The organism is Bradyrhizobium sp. Pha-3, from assembly GCF_042258325.1.
Classification (GTDB): Bacteria; Pseudomonadota; Alphaproteobacteria; order Rhizobiales; family Xanthobacteraceae; genus Bradyrhizobium; species Bradyrhizobium elkanii.
Genome location: NZ_CP170151.1, coordinates 979,484 through 994,858 on the forward strand (window position 1 = coordinate 979,484; position 15,375 = coordinate 994,858).

The 15,375-nt window shown below is 65.0% G+C and carries 14 protein-coding genes and 2 pseudogenes; 9 read left to right on the forward strand and 7 right to left on the reverse strand.

The genetic code is table 11. From position 1 onward, the window contains the following. Window positions 1-152: 152 nt before the first annotated feature. Complete coding sequence (locus ACE10X_RS04630) at window positions 153-1,427, reverse strand: NAD(P)/FAD-dependent oxidoreductase (protein ID WP_038384893.1); 1,275 nt, start codon at window positions 1,425-1,427, stop codon at window positions 153-155. 115 nt (window positions 1,428-1,542) lie between these two features. Then, window positions 1,543-2,949: an MFS transporter gene (locus ACE10X_RS04635; protein ID WP_038384901.1), complete on the reverse strand. Its 1,407-nt coding sequence runs from the start codon at window positions 2,947-2,949 to the stop codon at window positions 1,543-1,545. 181 nt (window positions 2,950-3,130) lie between these two features. Between ACE10X_RS04635 and ACE10X_RS04640 the strand changes: the two genes are divergently transcribed. Together ACE10X_RS04640 and ACE10X_RS04645 are read left to right on the forward strand one after the other, a co-directional pair. Then, the gene (locus ACE10X_RS04640) at window positions 3,131-3,439 is read left to right on the forward strand and encodes a hypothetical protein (protein ID WP_028333780.1); all 309 of its coding nucleotides are present in this window, start codon (window positions 3,131-3,133) and stop codon (window positions 3,437-3,439) included. 50 nt (window positions 3,440-3,489) lie between these two features. Beyond that, window positions 3,490-4,386: an RNA polymerase sigma factor gene (locus ACE10X_RS04645; protein WP_038384892.1), complete on the forward strand. Its 897-nt coding sequence runs from the start codon at window positions 3,490-3,492 to the stop codon at window positions 4,384-4,386. Between the two features lie 211 nt (window positions 4,387-4,597). Here the strand turns inward: ACE10X_RS04645 and ACE10X_RS04650 are convergent, their stop codons facing one another. Next, a complete protein-coding gene (locus ACE10X_RS04650) occupies window positions 4,598-5,317 on the reverse strand; it encodes a hypothetical protein (protein WP_157787977.1) in 720 nt (239 codons plus the stop codon). Window positions 5,318-5,539: 222 nt separating this feature from the next. Here ACE10X_RS04650 and ACE10X_RS04655 point away from each other — a divergent pair, with 222 nt between their 5' ends. The 5 genes from ACE10X_RS04655 (at window position 5,540) to ACE10X_RS04675 (ending at window position 10,345) form a co-directional block, all read left to right on the forward strand. Next, a complete protein-coding gene (locus ACE10X_RS04655) occupies window positions 5,540-6,712 on the forward strand; it encodes an ABC transporter substrate-binding protein (protein WP_028333777.1) in 1,173 nt (390 codons plus the stop codon). Between the two features lie 263 nt (window positions 6,713-6,975). After that, a complete protein-coding gene (locus ACE10X_RS04660; protein ID WP_038384891.1) occupies window positions 6,976-7,893 on the forward strand; it encodes a branched-chain amino acid ABC transporter permease in 918 nt (305 codons plus the stop codon). Beyond that, window positions 7,890-8,849, forward strand: a complete 960-nt coding sequence (locus ACE10X_RS04665) for a branched-chain amino acid ABC transporter permease (RefSeq protein WP_375764054.1) — start codon at window positions 7,890-7,892, stop codon at window positions 8,847-8,849. The genes ACE10X_RS04660 and ACE10X_RS04665 overlap by 4 nt, the downstream gene beginning before the upstream one ends. Next, window positions 8,842-9,609: an ABC transporter ATP-binding protein gene (locus ACE10X_RS04670; protein ID WP_038384898.1), complete on the forward strand. Its 768-nt coding sequence runs from the start codon at window positions 8,842-8,844 to the stop codon at window positions 9,607-9,609. Before ACE10X_RS04665 ends, ACE10X_RS04670 begins: the two co-directional genes overlap by 8 nt. A gap of 7 nt (window positions 9,610-9,616) precedes the next feature. Next, window positions 9,617-10,345, forward strand: a complete 729-nt coding sequence (locus tag ACE10X_RS04675; RefSeq protein ID WP_375764055.1) for an ABC transporter ATP-binding protein — start codon at window positions 9,617-9,619, stop codon at window positions 10,343-10,345. 149 nt (window positions 10,346-10,494) lie between these two features. Here ACE10X_RS04675 and ACE10X_RS04680 read toward each other — a convergent pair whose 3' ends face one another. Further along, window positions 10,495-10,983, reverse strand: coding sequence for a TetR/AcrR family transcriptional regulator (locus ACE10X_RS04680; protein ID WP_244435801.1), 489 nt, complete (start codon window positions 10,981-10,983; stop codon window positions 10,495-10,497). A 209-nt stretch (window positions 10,984-11,192) separates the two neighbouring features. Here ACE10X_RS04680 and ACE10X_RS04685 point away from each other — a divergent pair. Next, window positions 11,193-11,519 (forward strand): annotated as a pseudogene (locus tag ACE10X_RS04685) (mandelate racemase); the annotation flags it as partial. Here ACE10X_RS04685 and ACE10X_RS04690 read toward each other — a convergent pair. Beyond that, window positions 11,413-11,865 (reverse strand): enolase C-terminal domain-like protein, encoded by a 453-nt coding sequence (locus ACE10X_RS04690; protein ID WP_369529673.1) that lies wholly within the window; start codon window positions 11,863-11,865, stop codon window positions 11,413-11,415. The pseudogene ACE10X_RS04685 and the gene ACE10X_RS04690 overlap by 107 nt on opposite strands. Before the next feature lie 86 nt (window positions 11,866-11,951). Between ACE10X_RS04690 and ACE10X_RS04695 the strand changes: the two are divergent. Then, window positions 11,952-12,290, forward strand: a pseudogene (locus ACE10X_RS04695) (enolase C-terminal domain-like protein); the annotation flags it as partial. A 131-nt stretch (window positions 12,291-12,421) separates the two neighbouring features. Here ACE10X_RS04695 and ACE10X_RS04700 read toward each other — a convergent pair. Both ACE10X_RS04700 and ACE10X_RS04705 read right to left on the reverse strand, forming a co-directional pair. Beyond that, complete coding sequence (locus tag ACE10X_RS04700; RefSeq protein ID WP_038384887.1) at window positions 12,422-13,858, reverse strand: glutamine synthetase family protein; 1,437 nt, start codon at window positions 13,856-13,858, stop codon at window positions 12,422-12,424. 42 nt (window positions 13,859-13,900) lie between these two features. Continuing rightward, a complete protein-coding gene (locus ACE10X_RS04705; RefSeq protein ID WP_375764056.1) occupies window positions 13,901-15,259 on the reverse strand; it encodes a Rieske 2Fe-2S domain-containing protein in 1,359 nt (452 codons plus the stop codon). Window positions 15,260-15,375: the final 116 nt, after the last annotated feature.

Sequence of the window (15,375 nt, forward strand, 5' to 3'; positions counted from 1 at the left end):
GCGCAATTGCGGCGCTGGGCGAGCCTCGAAGGATGTACGGCCACTAGTGGGGCCGTACATCCTTCGAGACGCGCGTGCCGCGCTCCTCCAGCGACAAAGGCGGAGCCTTTGCGCGGGGATGACGGATAACAGGATAGCGCAGTGCCGAGTCCCTACTGCGCGACCTTGCTGCTGCCTTGCGTGATCAGCCGTGCGGCGCGCTGGTCGCGGGTGTGGATCCAGAGCCAGTTCATCGCCACCGCAATCCGATGGCGCACGCCGATCAGGAAGTAGATGTGGGCGAGGCCCCAAATCCACCATGCCAGCGAGCCGCGCAGCTTGAGCCAGCCGAAATCGATCACCGCCTTCTTCTTGCCGATCTGGGCGAGGCTGCCGGCATGCTTGTAGCGGAACGGCGGCAGCGTCTTGCCGTCGAGCCGGGCCTTGATCAGCGCGGCGACGTAGCGCCCCTCCTGCTTGGCGGCCGGCGCGATGCCGGGCACCGGATTGCCGTCGGGGTCCTTGATCGTGACGGTGTCGCCGACGGCGAAGACATCGGGATGGCCCGGCACGGTCAGATCCGGCTCGACCTGCAGCCGATGGGCGCGATCGGCCGGCGCGTTCAGCCATTCGGCGGCGCGCGAGGCGCGCACGCCGGCGGCCCAGACGATGGTGCGCGCCTCCAGCTTCTTGCCGCCGAACACCACGCCGTCGGCCGAGCATTCGGTGACCGGCTCGCCCAGCATTACCTCGACGCCGAGTTTTTCCAGCGACGCCTGCGCATAGGCCGAGAGATCGTCGGGAAATCCTGCCAGCACGCGCGAGCCGGCCTCGATCAGCACCACGCGCGCCTTGCGCGTATCGATGTGACGGAAGTCTTGCGGCAGCGTGTCCTTGGCTAGGTCGGCGATGGTGCCGGCCATCTCGACGCCGGTCGGCCCGGCGCCGATGATGACGAAGGTCAGCAGTGCCGCGCGCTTGTCCGGATCGGTCTCGCGCTCGGCGCGCTCGAAGGCGACCAGGATGCGCCGCCGCAGCGTGGTCGCGTCCTCCAGCGTCTTCAGGCCGGGCGCGAACGGCTCCCATTCGTCATGGCCGAAATAGGCGTGGCGCGCGCCGGTGGCGAGGACCAGCGTGTCGTAGGGAATACTGCCGCCGTCGTCGAGTTGCACCTGCTTCGCCGCGGCGTCGACGCCGCAGACATTGGCGAACAGCGTCGTGACCTCGGGCCGGTCGCGCAAGAGATAGCGGATCGGCCAGGCGATCTCGCTGGTCGCAAGCGAAGCGGTCGCGACCTGATAGAGCAGCGGCTGGAACAGATGGTGATTGCGGCGGTCGATCAGCGTGATCTCGACCGGCGCGCCCGCGAGGCCGAAGGCGGCTTCCAAGCCGCCGAAGCCGGCGCCGACGATCACCACGCGATGAGGTTTGGCCGGCGCTTGCGTCATCTGATGTCGCCCTCGGGTTCGAACGGCTTCGTCGTTTGATTATGTATTCATTCGCAGCCTCATTCCAACACGAAATGCCCGATCGCCCGATAGCAAAACCCAATCGCCGCAGGCATCACGCATCCTGCGGCGCGGCCGCGGCGACGGCCCGCCGCCGCATCGGCAGGAACAGTCCCGCGACCGCGCCGGCGAATGACAGCGTTGCGGCAAGGCTCATCGCCGCCGCGAATCCGTTGGCGAAATGTCCGGATGAATCGGCCGCGCCATTGGCGGTGAAGCTCGCCACCAGCGCCGCGATGCCGAACATGCCGCCGAGGAAGCGGCCCATGTTGAAGACGCCCGACGCCTTGCCGATGTCGCTGACGGCGACCGCGCCCAGCACCGCGTTCTGCGCGGCCGGCATCGCCATCGACACGCCGACACCGGCAAGCACCAGCGGCACGACGAGCGCGGAATAGGGCACTGTGGGGCTCACGATCTCGCTGATCCATCCGAGCCCGATCGCCTGCATCAGGAGGCCGGTGACGACCAGCGTGCGCTCGCCGAACCGGTTGACCGCGGCGCCGGCGATCGGCGCGGTGACGAACAGCGTCGCCGTCCACGGCAGCAGACGCAGCCCGGCGCCGAAGGCGTCGAAGCCGAGCGCGATCTGCAGGAACTGCGGCAGCAGGAACAGCACGCCATACATCGCGGCGTAGAACAGCACGCTTGCGGCCATGCCGGATGCAAACGGCCGTGCCGCGAACAGCCGCATCGGCACCATCGGACTTGTGGCGCGCAGCTCCCACAGCACGAACATCGCCGCCAACGCGACGCCGGCGATTAGCGCGCCCGAGACTTCCGCGCTGGCCCAGCCGACGCCGTTGCCGCGCAACAGGCCCCAGACCAGTGCCAGCGCCGCGAGCGCGACCAGCGCTAGGCCGGTGACGTCCAGCGGCGCAGCCGGCCCAAAACTTTCGCGCAGGCGGGCGATCACGAGGGCGATCGCGACGAGGCCGATCGGCAGGTTGATCCAGAAGATCCAGCGCCAGCCGAGATGTTCGGTGATGAAGCCGCCGATCGCGGGACCGATGATCAACGCGCATCCGGTGATGCCGCTGAAAATGCCGAGCGCGCGGGCGCGCTCCTCGCGGCCGAAGGCGCCGCTCAGGATCGCCATCGCCAGCGGCATCACCAGCGCCGCGCCTGCGCCCTGCAAGGCGCGGGCGGCGATCAGGGCCGCGGCGTTGCCGGCCAGCGCGCAGGCCGCGGATGCCACGACGAACAGGCCGATCCCGGCCGCGAACATCCTGCGCCGCCCGAACCGGTCGCCAAGCGCTGCGCCGGTCAGGAGCAGCACCGCGAAGGTCAGGTTGAAGGCGTTGACGGTCCATTGCAGTGTCTCCACCCGGCTGCCGAAATCGGCGCGGATGGTGGCGAAGGCCGTGGTCATGATCATGGCGTCGAGCGCCATCATGAAGGATGCCAGCGCGGTGAGGCCGAGCACCCAGCGCTGTTCGGCGCGCTGCTGAGGGGTCTGCATGGTCGTTCTCCCTTGCCGCGCCGCGAGGTTGCGGCGCGCTTCGCCGGCAAGGACGAACCGGAACGGGCAAAGGATGCGGCCGAAATTTATTTTTGCGGGACCGCATCCTTTGGCGGTTGGCGAACGTCCTTGGGTCTGACGCGGCCGGTTCAGGCCGCAGAACCAGGCCAAGGAGGCTGCGATGAGACGGACCCTGATCAGGTACAAGGCGAAGCCGGAGATGGCGGAGAAGAATGCCGCGCTAGTGTCGGCCGTGTTCGCCGAGCTGAAGGCGGCGAGGCCCGACGGCGTGCGCTATCTGACCCTGCGGCTGGAGGACGATACCTTCATCCACATGGTCGAGACCGCGGCCGAAGACGGCTCGAGCCCGATCCCGAAACTGGCCGCGTTCCAGGCCTTCCAGGACGGCATCCGCGATCGTTGCGCCGAGCCGCCGCTGGTTCGCAGTGCGGTGATTGTCGGGAATTATCGTATGCTGGATGAGCCGTGAACCGACAAGCGTTGAACCGGCGGGCAGTGCACCGATCTGGCGGAGCCATCATGACGTCACCACACCAAGCGCCGGCCGCGACCGACGTCGACGCGCTCTTGGCGGCGATGCGGCCAAGGCTGCATCGCTACTGCGCCCGCATGGTCGGATCCGTCATCGACGGCGAGGATGTGCTGCAGGACGCGCTGATCAAGGCGGTGGAAGCCTTCGGGGCCGCCGCGCCGATCCAGAATCCGCAAGCCTGGCTGTTCCGGATCGCGCATAACACCGCGCTCGATTTCCTCAGGCGGCGCAACCGCCAGGAAGCGCTCCACGCGCCGGAGGAGGTGGACATGATGGCCGGAGAGCTCGATGACGTAGGCCGCCGCGAGATCGCCGCGACCGGCCTGCGCACCTTCATGCGCCTGCCGGTGGCGCAGCGTTCCAGCGTGATCCTGATGGACGTGCTCGGCTGCTCCCTGCAGGAGATCTGCGGCATCATGGATTTCAGCCTGCCCGCGGTGAAAGCCGCGCTGCACCGTGGACGCACGCAGCTGCGCGAGTTTGCGAGCGAGCCGGATGATGCGCCGCGGCCCGGCCTGTCGCCGACCGATCGCATCAGGCTCAACGCCTATGTCAGCCGCTTCAACGCCCGCGACTTCGATGCCATCCGCGCCATGATCGCCGATGACATCAGGCTCGAACTCGTCAACCGGACACGGCTGAACGGCAAGGCCGAGGTGTCGCGCTACTTCGGCAATTATTCGAAAATCGACGACTGGCACCTGGTGACCGGACAGGTCGAGGGACGCCCCGCGATCCTGGTGTTCGACCCGAACGCACAGGGCGCGCCGCCGCGATCGTTCATGCTGCTCGACTGGTCCGCCGACAAGGTCGGGACGATCAGGGATTTCCGCCACGCGTCCTATGCGATCGACGGCGCCGAATGGGCGGTGGACAAGGGGTGATCGGCTTTCGCCGCCAGCCTGTGGCTTGGTGATCGCGCCACAAACTCCGCGTCGTCCCGGACAAGCGAAGCGCGATCCGGGACCTATAACCACGAATGGCAATTGGTGTGCGATGCTGGGGCCACAGCTCGCTTCGACGACACAGGACGGTGGTTATGGGTCCCTGCTCCCGTGCGCAATTGCGCACTAGGCAGGGACGACAGGAGGGCGGCTAGCGCGTCTTTCCGCCGAACTCACCGTTGGCGATCCGCGCAACACGGCTGCCGCCTGCGGCCGGTGTGCTGTTTCGTTGAAACAGGCCGTCGCCGCTGGTCTCACGCGGCAATGGCGGCGGTTCTTCGAAATAGCCGCCGCTCCGCCAGACCAGCAGGACGATGTTCATCGCGCCATTGACGGCCGCGCCGACCACCGTTTCGGTGTGCTGATAGGTCAGCGCATATTCGGGAAATCGTCCGGCGATGGCCCTGTCGAGCACGAGGAGGGCGATCCATGCCGCCATCACGCAGACCGGATCCCAGCCCATGTCGCGCACCCGCATCGACTGCAGCATGAAGCAGATGACGAGCATGCCGTAGAAGGCAATGACGAGCACGGGGTTGCTCGATGCCTGCGCCAGCAGCACGTCCATACTGCCGCTCGCCGGTGCGTTGCCGGTGACGCCGTAGACCAGCATCATAAAGCCGAGGCCCACCACGAAGGTGCAGAAGAAGAAGGCCAGTCGGCCCATCCGGGCATTGAAGCCGAAGATGTAATTCAGCATGTGACGCACCCCTTTGGCGGCATCGTCGGCCAGGGATGCTTTCCGGACCATGAAGCCCGCAGGCGCTTGCCGGCCCGTGGTTTCCGGGTGCTTTACCGGATCGTTAAAGCCTGCTGCAGTGCGGGCGTGGGTCGGTGCAGGCGGCCGGCGCTTGCGACAATCGTTGCCCACGCAACCGGCATTATATTTCTTGCCATGGTCGATTTAGACGAATTATGATGCAAGGTGCTGGGGTATGCGCCGAAGGTTCTAAGTCAGCGCCGTCGGTTCATGCTTGCTGCAGGCTTGCGATATCGCGCACAAAATACGTCACAGAACGACGCGCGCAAAGCGTGACCCCCGGGCCCTCGTAATCGAGCCTGGCGGGATCTTTGGTTGAGGAGGGGAGTGAATATGAAAAAGGCATTTTGGCTGGCAGGCGCCATGGCTCTGGCGCTGGCGCAGCCCGCGACGGCGGCTGACAGCGTCAAGATCGGCTTCGTCTCGACCTTCAGCGGTCCGACCGCCGTGATCGGCAACGACATGCGCAATTCCTTCGAGCTCGCGCTCGACCATCTCGGCCGCAAGATCGACGGCAAGCCGGTCGAGGTGATCTACGAGGACGACCAGCAGAAGCCCGATGTCGGCAAGCAGAAGACCGAGAAGCTGGTGCAGTCCGACAAGGTCGACTTCATCGTCGGCTACATCTGGTCGAACGTGCTGCTGGCGTCGCTGAAGACCGCGGTCGATTCGAAGACTTTCCTGATCTCGGCCAATGCCGGTCCGTCGCAGCTCGCCGGCGAACTGTGTTCGCCTTACGTGTTTTCGACCTCCTGGCAGAACGACCAGACCCCGCAGGCGGTCGGCACCTACATGAACCAGAAGGGCGTCAAGTCGGTGTTCCTGATCGGCCCGAACTACGCCGCGGGCAAGGACATGCTGGCCGGTGTCAAGAGCACGTTCAAGGGCCAGGTGGTCGGCGAGGAATATACGGTGTGGCCGAGCCAGCTCGACTTCTCCGCCGAGCTCACCAAGGCGAAGAACTCCAAGGCCGAGTCGATCTTCGTGTTCTATCCGGGTGCGGCCGGCGTGCAGTTCCTGAACCAGTACGCGCAGGCCGGCATCAAGCAGCAGATTCCGCTCTATACCGCCTTCACGATCGACGAATTGTCGCTGCCGCTGCAAAAGGACAATGCGCTCGGCGTTCCCGGCGCGCAGCAATGGGTCAACGACCTGCCCAACGAGGAGAACAAGAAGTTCGTCGCCGACTACCGCAAGAAGTATCCGGGCCTGCGGCCGACCTTCTACGGCGCGCAGTCCTACGACGCTGCCAACCTGATCAACAGCGCCGTGGTCGCGGTGAAGGGCGACCTGACGAAGAAAGACGCGATGAAGGCCGAGATGGAGAAGGTGAACTTCAAATCGGTGCGCGGACCGTTCAAGTACGGCAACAACCACATTCCGATCCAGAACTTCTACCTGCAGGACGTGGTCAAGGATGCCGAGGGCCAGCTGTCGCTGAAGACGGTCGCGACCATCGTCAAGGACGACCAGGATCGCTTCCACGACAAGTGTCCGATGAAGTGATTGTCGGGCGTCTTTTTGGCGCGCGGCTTGCTTTCGCTTTACCTCGCCCCGCTCTTGCGGGGAGAGGTCAATCGCGAAGCGATTGGGTGAGGGGCTCTTTCCGCGAATTCGGCTCGCAGAAAGAGCCCCTGACCCCAACCCTCTCAGGGCGAGCTTTGCTCGTCCCGGCCCCGCAAGAGCGGGGCGAGGGAGAACAACAAGCCGTATAAGCGGCGGCGCGTGCGCGCTGCCGCTGTTTCATTTAAAGGTGACGTAGCCTCACGATGTATCTCGTCGTCGAACAACTGCTGAACGGCCTGCAATTCGGCCTCCTGCTGTTCCTGCTGGCGGCCGGCCTGACGCTGGTGTTCGGCATCATGGACTTCGTCAATCTGGCGCACGGTTCGCTCTACATGATGGGCGCCTATTTCGCGGCGACCTTCGTGGCCTGGACCGGCAGCTTCGTGCCCGGCGCGCTGATGGCGCTGGGCGCCACGCTGTTGCTCGGCATCGTGCTGGAATATGTCGCGCTCAGGCATCTCTATGGCCGCGACCATCTCGACCAGGTGCTGGCGACGTTCGGCCTGATCCTGTTCTTCAACGACGCCGTCCGGCTGATCTGGGGCCCGGCCGGTCTCGCGCTGCCGCTGCCGGCCTGGCTCACCGTGCCGGTGCAGATCATTCCCGGCGTCTACTATCCGGCCTACCGCCTCATGATCATCGTGGTCGCGCTGGCGGTCGCAGCGATGCTCTATCTCGTCGTGATGCGCACCCGCATCGGCATGCTGATCCGCGCCGGCGCTTCCAACCGCGAGATGATCGGGGCGCTCGGCATCAACATCAAGCTGCTGTTCACGCTGGTGTTCGGCCTTGGCGCGGCGCTCGCCGGCCTCGCCGGGCTGATGCAGGCGCCGATCCTCACCGTGCAGATCGGCATGGGCGAGAACATCCTGATCCTGGCCTTCGTCATCATCGTGATCGGCGGCATCGGCTCGATCCGCGGCGCGTTCATGGCCGCGATCTTCGTCGGCATCATCGACACGATGGGCCGCGCCTTCCTGCCCGACCTGCTGCGCAAGGTGCTGAGCGGGGCGGCGGCGTCCACCGCGGCGCCGGCGCTGTCCTCGATGCTGATCTACCTCCTGATGGCCATCATCCTTGTGCTGCGGCCGGAGGGGCTGTTCCCGGCGGCCAAACGATGATGCGAAAGCTCAACGTCTCCAACGCGGTCGCGGCGCTGATGTGCGCCGCCCTGATCCTGCTGCCGCTCTATTCGGCGGTCACGGGCAACATCTTCATCCTCACGCTGTTCACCCGCATCGTGATCTTCGCGCTCGCCGCCGCGAGCCTCAATCTGATCATGGGCTATGGCGGCATGATGAGCTTCGGCCACGCCGCCTATCTCGGCATCGGCGGCTATGCCGTCGGCATCCTCGCCGCCGAGGGCATCGGCTCCGGCTTCATCCAGTGGCCGGTGGCGCTCGCCGTCTCGGCGCTGTTTGCGCTGCTGATCGGCGCGCTCTCACTGCGCACCCGCGGCGTCTATTTCATCATGATCACGCTGGCCTTTGCGCAGATGGCCTACTACATCGCCTCCGCGCTGTCGCGCTACGGCGGCGACGACGGACTCACCGTCTACAAGCGCAGCGATTTCGCCGGGCTGATCAACCTGGCGGATCGCAACCAGTTCTATTACCTCTGCCTGGCCTGCCTGTTCGGCGGCCTCTACCTGATCTGGCGCATCGTCAATTCGCGCTTCGGCCTCGTGGTGCAGGGCGTCCGCTCCAACGAGCAGCGCATGCAGGCGATCGGCTTCCATGCCAATCGCTACCGCCTGGTCTGTTTCGTGATATCAGGCACGATCTGTGGCCTGGCCGGCGCGCTGCTTGCTAACAACACCGATTTCGTCAGCCCCGCCGTGATGTACTGGACCCGCTCCGGCGATCTCATGGTGATGGTGATCCTCGGCGGCATGGGCTCGCTGTTCGGCCCCGTCATCGGCGCGATCGTCTATCTCCTGCTCGAGGAGCTGCTGTCGCAGTTCACCGAATATTCGGGGTTGATCCTGGGCCCGGTGCTGCTCCTGATCGTGCTGTTCGCGCGCGGCGGCATCATGGGCCTGCTTGGGAGGATGCGCCGTGGTCGATCCCTTGCCTGATCCCTTGCTCCGCGTCGACAATCTGGTCCGCCGCTTCGGCGGCATCACCGCGACCGACAACCTCTCGATGGAGGTGGTGCCAGGTGAGCTGCACGCGATCATCGGCCCCAACGGCGCCGGCAAGACCACGCTGATCAGCCAGCTCACCGGGCAGGTGATGCCGAACTCCGGCACCATCCGCTTCGCCGGCCGCGACGTCACGAACCTGCCGTCCTACAAGCGCAGCCGGCTCGGGCTGGCGCGCTCGTTCCAGATCACCTCGCTGCTCAAGGACTTTTCCGCGATCGACAATGTCGCGCTCGCCGCGCAGGCGCATGACGGCCACTCGTTCCGCTTCTGGGGCAATGCGCGCAAGGAGCGGCATCTGCGCGAGGCCGCGCGCGCGGCGCTCGAGCGCGTCGGCCTCGGCGCGCGCGCCGATATCGTGGTGTCGCAGTTGAGCCATGGCGAGCAGCGCGAACTCGAGCTCGCGGTCGCGCTCGCCACCAGGCCGCAGCTGTTGCTGCTGGACGAGCCGATGGCCGGGCTCGGCGTCACCGAATCGGCGCGGATGGTCGCGCTGCTGAAGGAGCTGCGCAAGGAAGTCACCATCGTGCTGGTCGAGCACGACATGGAGGCGGTGTTCGCGCTGGCCGACCGCATCACGGTCTTGGTCTATGGCCGCGTCATCGCCTGCGACGTGCCGGACGCGATCCGCAAGCATGACGAGGTCAAGCGCGCTTATCTCGGCGAACAGCATGCGGTGACGCGCCATGACTGAAGCTAGGATGGCTGATACCAGAACCGCTGATACCTTGCTCGAAGTCGACGCGATCGAGACCTGCTACGGGCTGAGCCAAGTGCTGTTCGGCCTGTCGCTCAAGATCAAGTCGGGCGAGATGGTCGCGCTGATGGGCCGCAACGGCATGGGCAAGACCACGACGATCCGTTCGATCATGGGCCTGACGCCCGCCCGATCAGGCGCCATCCGATTCGCCGGCGAGGCGGTGCGCGGCCTGCCGTCCTACAAGATCGCGAAGCTCGGCATCGGCCTGGTGCCGGAAGGCCGCCAGATCTTCCCGAACCTCACGGTGCGCGAAAATCTCGTCGCCGCGTCGGGCAATCGCTTCAGTGCCTCCGACCCCTGGACCATCGACAAGATCCATGCGCTGTTTCCGCGGCTCGCCGAACGCTCGAGCAACATGGGCGTCACGCTGTCGGGCGGCGAGCAGCAGATGCTCGCGATCGGCCGCGCACTGATGACCAATCCGAAGCTGCTGATCCTCGACGAGGCGACCGAAGGCCTTGCGCCTCTGATCCGTGACGAGATCTGGAGTTGCCTGTCGATGCTGAAGGGACGCGGGCAGTCGGTACTGGTGATCGACAAGAACGTCGGAAACCTCGCCCGCATCGCCGATCACCATTACATCATCGAGCGCGGCCGCACCGTGTGGAGCGGCACCAGCGAGCAGCTGCTTGCCGAACCGGATCTGCAGCACAAGTATCTCGGGATTTGAGCAGCAAGCATTGCCGTATCGCCGTCATCCAGAGGAGCCTGCGTAGCAGGCGTCTCGAAGGATCGATGGCCCGGCTGGTGGCCGTGGATCCTTCGAGACGCGCTACGCGCTCCTCAGGATGACGGATCAGAGAGGCGGGCTGCCGCGGCTTACCGTGAAGAGCCTCGCAGCAGTCGTTTCGCTGCGTCGGCCGCTGCTGCTGCATAGGCGCGATCGCCATGCACCAGCATCAGGGAGATCGCGCCCTCGGAGAGCAGCCAGATCTCGCGTGCGCGGCGGTCGGCCTCGCGGACGCCGGCCCGCTTCAGCAGCGCGCCGAGATGGGTTTCGAGCAAGGCCTTGTGCCGGCGCGCAATTGCGCGTGCGGGATGGCCGGGGAGATCGGCCAGCTCGATGACCAGCCCGGTGAATCCCGAGCCGGCCCATCGCGGCCTGTCCGCCCAGACCGCGAGGTCGCGGAACAGGCCGTCGATGATCGCCGCCGGTGAGCCGGACAGCTTGTCGCCAAACGTCGCGAACGCGGCCAGGGCCAGCTCGTTCTGGGCTTCGAGCACGAAGGCGAGCAGCTGATCCTTGCTTTGAAAATGATTGTAGAGCGTGCGCTTCGTAACCCTCGTCGCCGATGCGATTTCGTCCATGCTCACGCGGCTGTATCCGCGCTGGCGAAACAGGACGTATGCGGCAGCAAGGATGCGCCGCCGGGTCGGTTCTGCAGATCGCGCCATGCAGTCACCTCATAAATATACCGGGTAGTGAATTTACATCGGTTGAAAAACCAATTGGACTGGCTTTCCGGGAATGTTCGGCCCGCGCCAGTCAGCTTCCTCGCGCTGCGAAAGGCAATGCCATGCCCGATTCATTGACACTCAGAGAGATCAAAGCTCGTCCGGTGGTGCTCAAGCTGAAGCGGCCCGTGGTCGCGCGCATTGCCACGCTGTCGGAGTGGCCGCTCGTTCTCGTCGATCTGGTGACGGAGGAGGGCATTGTCGGGCGAAGCTATCTCGAACCTTACATCGTGAAATCGCTGCAATATCTGGTTCCGGCGTTGCTTGATCTCGGCGAATTGCTCAGAGGTCGGAGCGTGGCGCCTGTCGAGCTGTTCGCGGCGGCGCGCAAATCGCTTCACTTTGTCGGCTATGAGGGATTGTCATTGATCGCCGCGTCGGGCCTCGACATGGCCGCGTGGGACGCGTTGGCGAAAGCCGCAAACAAGCCGCTGTGCGTGCTGTTGGGGGCGACGGTCGGCGCCGTGAGATCCTACAACAGCAACGGTCTTTGGCTGAAGGAGCCGGCCGCCGTCGCAGCCGAGGCTTTGGAATTGCGGGACGAAGGAGGGTTCTCAGCCCTGAAATTGCGTCAAGATTGTCATAGACGACCGGCTCTTCGATCCAGTCGAGGCCATAATCATCGATCGCATGGCACCGCTCGATGGCTTCGGCGAGATTTAGCCCCTGGTTGTAGTCCACTATCAAATGCATGCGATCGCCGACTGCTTTTCGAACGGCGTCAAGAGTCGCCAGATCCTCGCGCGGTTCACTTCTGCCGAGGCGGGCACGCCCAACTGGCGGCGGAGCTGAAGACGCCGATCCAGATCGGCGAGAACTTCTACGGCCCGAGGGAGATGCATAAAGCGATCGCGCAAAAGGCTTGCGACCTGGTGATGCCGGATTTCATGCGCATCGGCGGGGTGACGGGCTGGATGCGCGCGGCTGCGATCGCCGGCGCCGCGGGCATCCCCATCTCAACGCATCTTTATCCGGAAGTCGCCGCTCACGTCATGCGCGCAACCGAGACCGCACACTGGTTGGAGTGGCAGGACTGGGCCGATCCGATTCTCGAACGGCCATATGAAATCAAGGATGGTTTCTTGCATATTCCCGACACGCCTGGTGTCGGTCTGGAATGGAACGAAGCGGCCGTTGCGGCTCACCTTGCAAGCGTCTAAAGCGCGATGAAATTGGGTTGAATCGTCATCGCGCTTTAGCTCTTTGTTTGAGCATGATCCTTTCGGAAAACCGCTTCACACTTTTCCGGATCATGCTCTAGAGCAGCGGGGCGCCTGCGCCGACGCTTCCGTCAAAACATCTCGAAATATTCGCGGTGCTCCCAGTCCGACACCTCGGCCTGAAAGCGTTCGATCTCCGCGTTCTTGATGAAGACGTAATAGTCGACGAACTCCGGCCCGAGCGCCTGGCGGAAGAACGGATCGTCGTTGAGCGCGAACACCGCCTCGCGCAGCGATTTCGGCAACAGCGCGGCCTTGGTCTCGTAGGGCGTGTCGGCCGACGGGCCGGGGTCGAGCTTGCGGTCGACGCCGTCGAGGCCGGAGAGGATCTGGCTCGCCATGTAGAGATAGGGATTGGCGGCGGGTTCGCCGATCCGGTTCTCCAGCCGCGTTGCCGGATCGTTCGTGCCGCCGAGCACGCGGATCATCACGCCGCGGTTGTCGCGGCCCCAGATCGCGCGGTCCGGCGCCAGCGAGTAGGAGCGGTAGCGCTTGTAGCCGTTGATGGTCGGCGTCGTGAACACGGTCGAGGGCCGCGCGTGCTCGATCAGGCCCGCCAGCCAGGCGCGGCCGAGCGCGCTCAGCGGCTCGCCGGCTTCCTTAGCCATGAAGACATTCTCGCCATTGGCGCGCGACACCAGCGACTGGTGCAGGTGCCAACCGCTCGCGAACACGTTCGGCAGTTTCGGCCGGCACATGAAGGTCGCGTGATAGCCGTGGCGGCGCGCGATCTGTTTCACCGCTGAACGAAACAGCACCATTGTGTCGGCGGGCGCGAGCCCGACCGTCGGCGCGAAGGTGAATTCGCACTGGCTCGGGCCGAATTCGACCTCGACCGAGCGCAACGGCAGGTCGAGCGCGATGATGTCGCGGCGGATGATTTCGAGCGCCGGCTCCATCAGGTCGTAGCGCTGCTCGGTGAGGTACTGATAGCCGTGCGACAGCAGGCTGACCGACGGCGGCCGACCGGGCTGGCCGGCATCCTCCGGCGCCATGTGGGCGTCGTCGAGCTTGAACAGATGGAATTCGACCTCGAGGCCGGCGACGAAATCGTAGCCACGGCCGGCGAGCTGATCGAGCACCTTGCGATAGAGGTTGCGGGTCGCGAACGGCACCGGCCGGCCGTCGCTGAAATAGAGGTCGCAGAGCAGCCAGCCGGTGTTCTGCGCCCAGGGCAGCGCGCGGAACGTGGTGGGATCGGCGACCATCAACACGTCGGCCGCGCCTTCCATCTCCTTCATGCCGAAGCCGCCGCCTGATGTGAACACCGGAAACACCGTCTTGTGCGAGGTGTCCTTGGCGAGCATCGTCGTGGTGATGGAGCAGCCGCCCTCCAGCGAGCGCACCGCTTCGCCGGCGATCAGCGTCTTGCCGCGCAGGATGCCGTGCTGGTCGGGGAATGACAGGCGGATGACTTCGAGGTTCTTCTCCTCGACGGTGCGGCGGAGGCGTTGTGCAGCCTCCTTCTGCTCATCCGACCACAGGCCATGACGCTCGACGAAGCTCACCGCGTCACTCCTTGTCTGACCGCTGCACGACAGAAGCCATCATCACTCCGCCGCCGTCAGATGATGCACCTTGCCGGCGATCTCGCGCGGCACCGGAGCGGCCCATGGCGCGCCGCGGCGGCGCTTGACGTCGACCTCCATCCAGTAGAGTTCCCAGCCCTGGGTTGGCCCGATGCCGTCCATCGTCGCCGGGCCCTGGATGCTGCGCGCGGAGGCCTCGTCGAGGAACAGCATCGGCTTCTCGCCGCCTGCAACCTTCTCGATCTCCTGTCGCAGCAGGCGGCGATACTGCACGATCGCCTTGTCGCTCTGGCCGAGATGCTCGTTGGTGCGGTCCTGGATCGGACCCATCGATTCCACCGCCCACTGGTCGTGCACGTTGATGTCGGTGCCCATGCCGGTATAGGTCTCGGTCGCCTGCTCGTGTGGATCGAAGCCGTAATCGTTGCTCTTGTTCTTGCGCGACTTGTAATCGGGCAGCGTATAGAGCTCGAGCCGCTGGTCGCGCATCTTCTGCTTGTCGACCGGCGCCGCATAGCTGGTGAAGATCGCATACCAGTAGCAATTCTCGTCATCGACCGGCACGTGCCACTGCGTGATCGTCATCTCGGTCGACATCGGAATCACGAAGCCGTGCGGGAATAGCTGGTTCGTGACGCGCACATGGGTGCGCTCGTCGTCGAGCTGGCGCAGCGCGATCAGGCGCAGACCGTATTCGGTGTGCTCGACATTGATGATGGGGCGATCATATTCGCGCAGGATCTTGGTCATCGGCATGTCGCTGCCGGCCGAGGCGCCGCGGAATTGCTTGCCGTAGGCGGCCGAGGTGTCCTCGTCCTGGAAGAAGCGATGCAGAAAGGAGGCGTGCGCCGGATCGATGCCGACCTCGAGCGCCTGCAGCCAGTTGCAGTTCATGTGGCCCTTGAATGCGAACGTATGGCTGCCGGGCGCGACGAAGCAGTCGAGCTCCGGAAACGCGGGCGGGGCGCCTTCGCCGAGCCAGGCCCACAGGATGCCGCTCTTCTCGACCACTGGATAGGAACGCTGTTTGATGCCCTTGCAGAGCTGCGAGCCGGTCGGCTCCGCCGGCGTCTCGATGCATTGGCCTGATGTGTCGAACAGCCAGCCGTGGAAGGCGCAGCGCAACCCACCATTCTCCAGCCGGCCGAAGGCGAGGTCGGCGCCGCGATGCGCGCAATGCCGATCGATCAGGCCGTAGCTTCCGTCCTCGCCGCGGAACAGCACCAGGTTTTCGCCGAGCAGCCGCACCGGCCGGACCGGGCGCGGCCCGTCTAGCTCGTCGACCAGTGCCGTCGGCTGCCAGTAGCTCCGCATCAGTCTGCCGCAGGGGTCCTTGCGCCCCGTGCGGGTGATCAGATCGTTCGCTTCCTGGCTCATCATGGCGGCGTCTCCCGGATTTGGATTTGTTCGCCTATTGAACGAATGTGCGAATTATGCCATGTCTGTTTCGGACAGCAAGCGCAATTTTTGAACCGTTCAAAGCCGTAACCCAACCT

Excerpts from the sequence above, each read along its gene's own strand:
- ACE10X_RS04665 (WP_375764054.1), top strand. The coding sequence starts at position 7,890 with ATGATGCGAAAGCTCAACGTCTCCAACGCGGTCGCGGCGCTGATGTGC.
- ACE10X_RS04640 (WP_028333780.1), top strand. The coding sequence starts at position 3,131 with ATGAGACGGACCCTGATCAGGTACAAGGCGAAGCCGGAGATGGCGGAG.
- ACE10X_RS04635 (WP_038384901.1), bottom strand. The coding sequence starts at position 2,949 with ATGCAGACCCCTCAGCAGCGCGCCGAACAGCGCTGGGTGCTCGGCCTC.
- ACE10X_RS04705 (WP_375764056.1), bottom strand. The coding sequence starts at position 15,259 with ATGATGAGCCAGGAAGCGAACGATCTGATCACCCGCACGGGGCGCAAG.
- ACE10X_RS04680 (WP_244435801.1), bottom strand. The coding sequence starts at position 10,983 with ATGGACGAAATCGCATCGGCGACGAGGGTTACGAAGCGCACGCTCTAC.
- ACE10X_RS04645 (WP_038384892.1), top strand. The coding sequence starts at position 3,490 with ATGACGTCACCACACCAAGCGCCGGCCGCGACCGACGTCGACGCGCTC.
- ACE10X_RS04655 (WP_028333777.1), top strand. The coding sequence starts at position 5,540 with ATGAAAAAGGCATTTTGGCTGGCAGGCGCCATGGCTCTGGCGCTGGCG.
- ACE10X_RS04660 (WP_038384891.1), top strand. The coding sequence starts at position 6,976 with ATGTATCTCGTCGTCGAACAACTGCTGAACGGCCTGCAATTCGGCCTC.
- ACE10X_RS04675 (WP_375764055.1), top strand. The coding sequence starts at position 9,617 with ATGGCTGATACCAGAACCGCTGATACCTTGCTCGAAGTCGACGCGATC.
- ACE10X_RS04630 (WP_038384893.1), bottom strand. The coding sequence starts at position 1,427 with ATGACGCAAGCGCCGGCCAAACCTCATCGCGTGGTGATCGTCGGCGCC.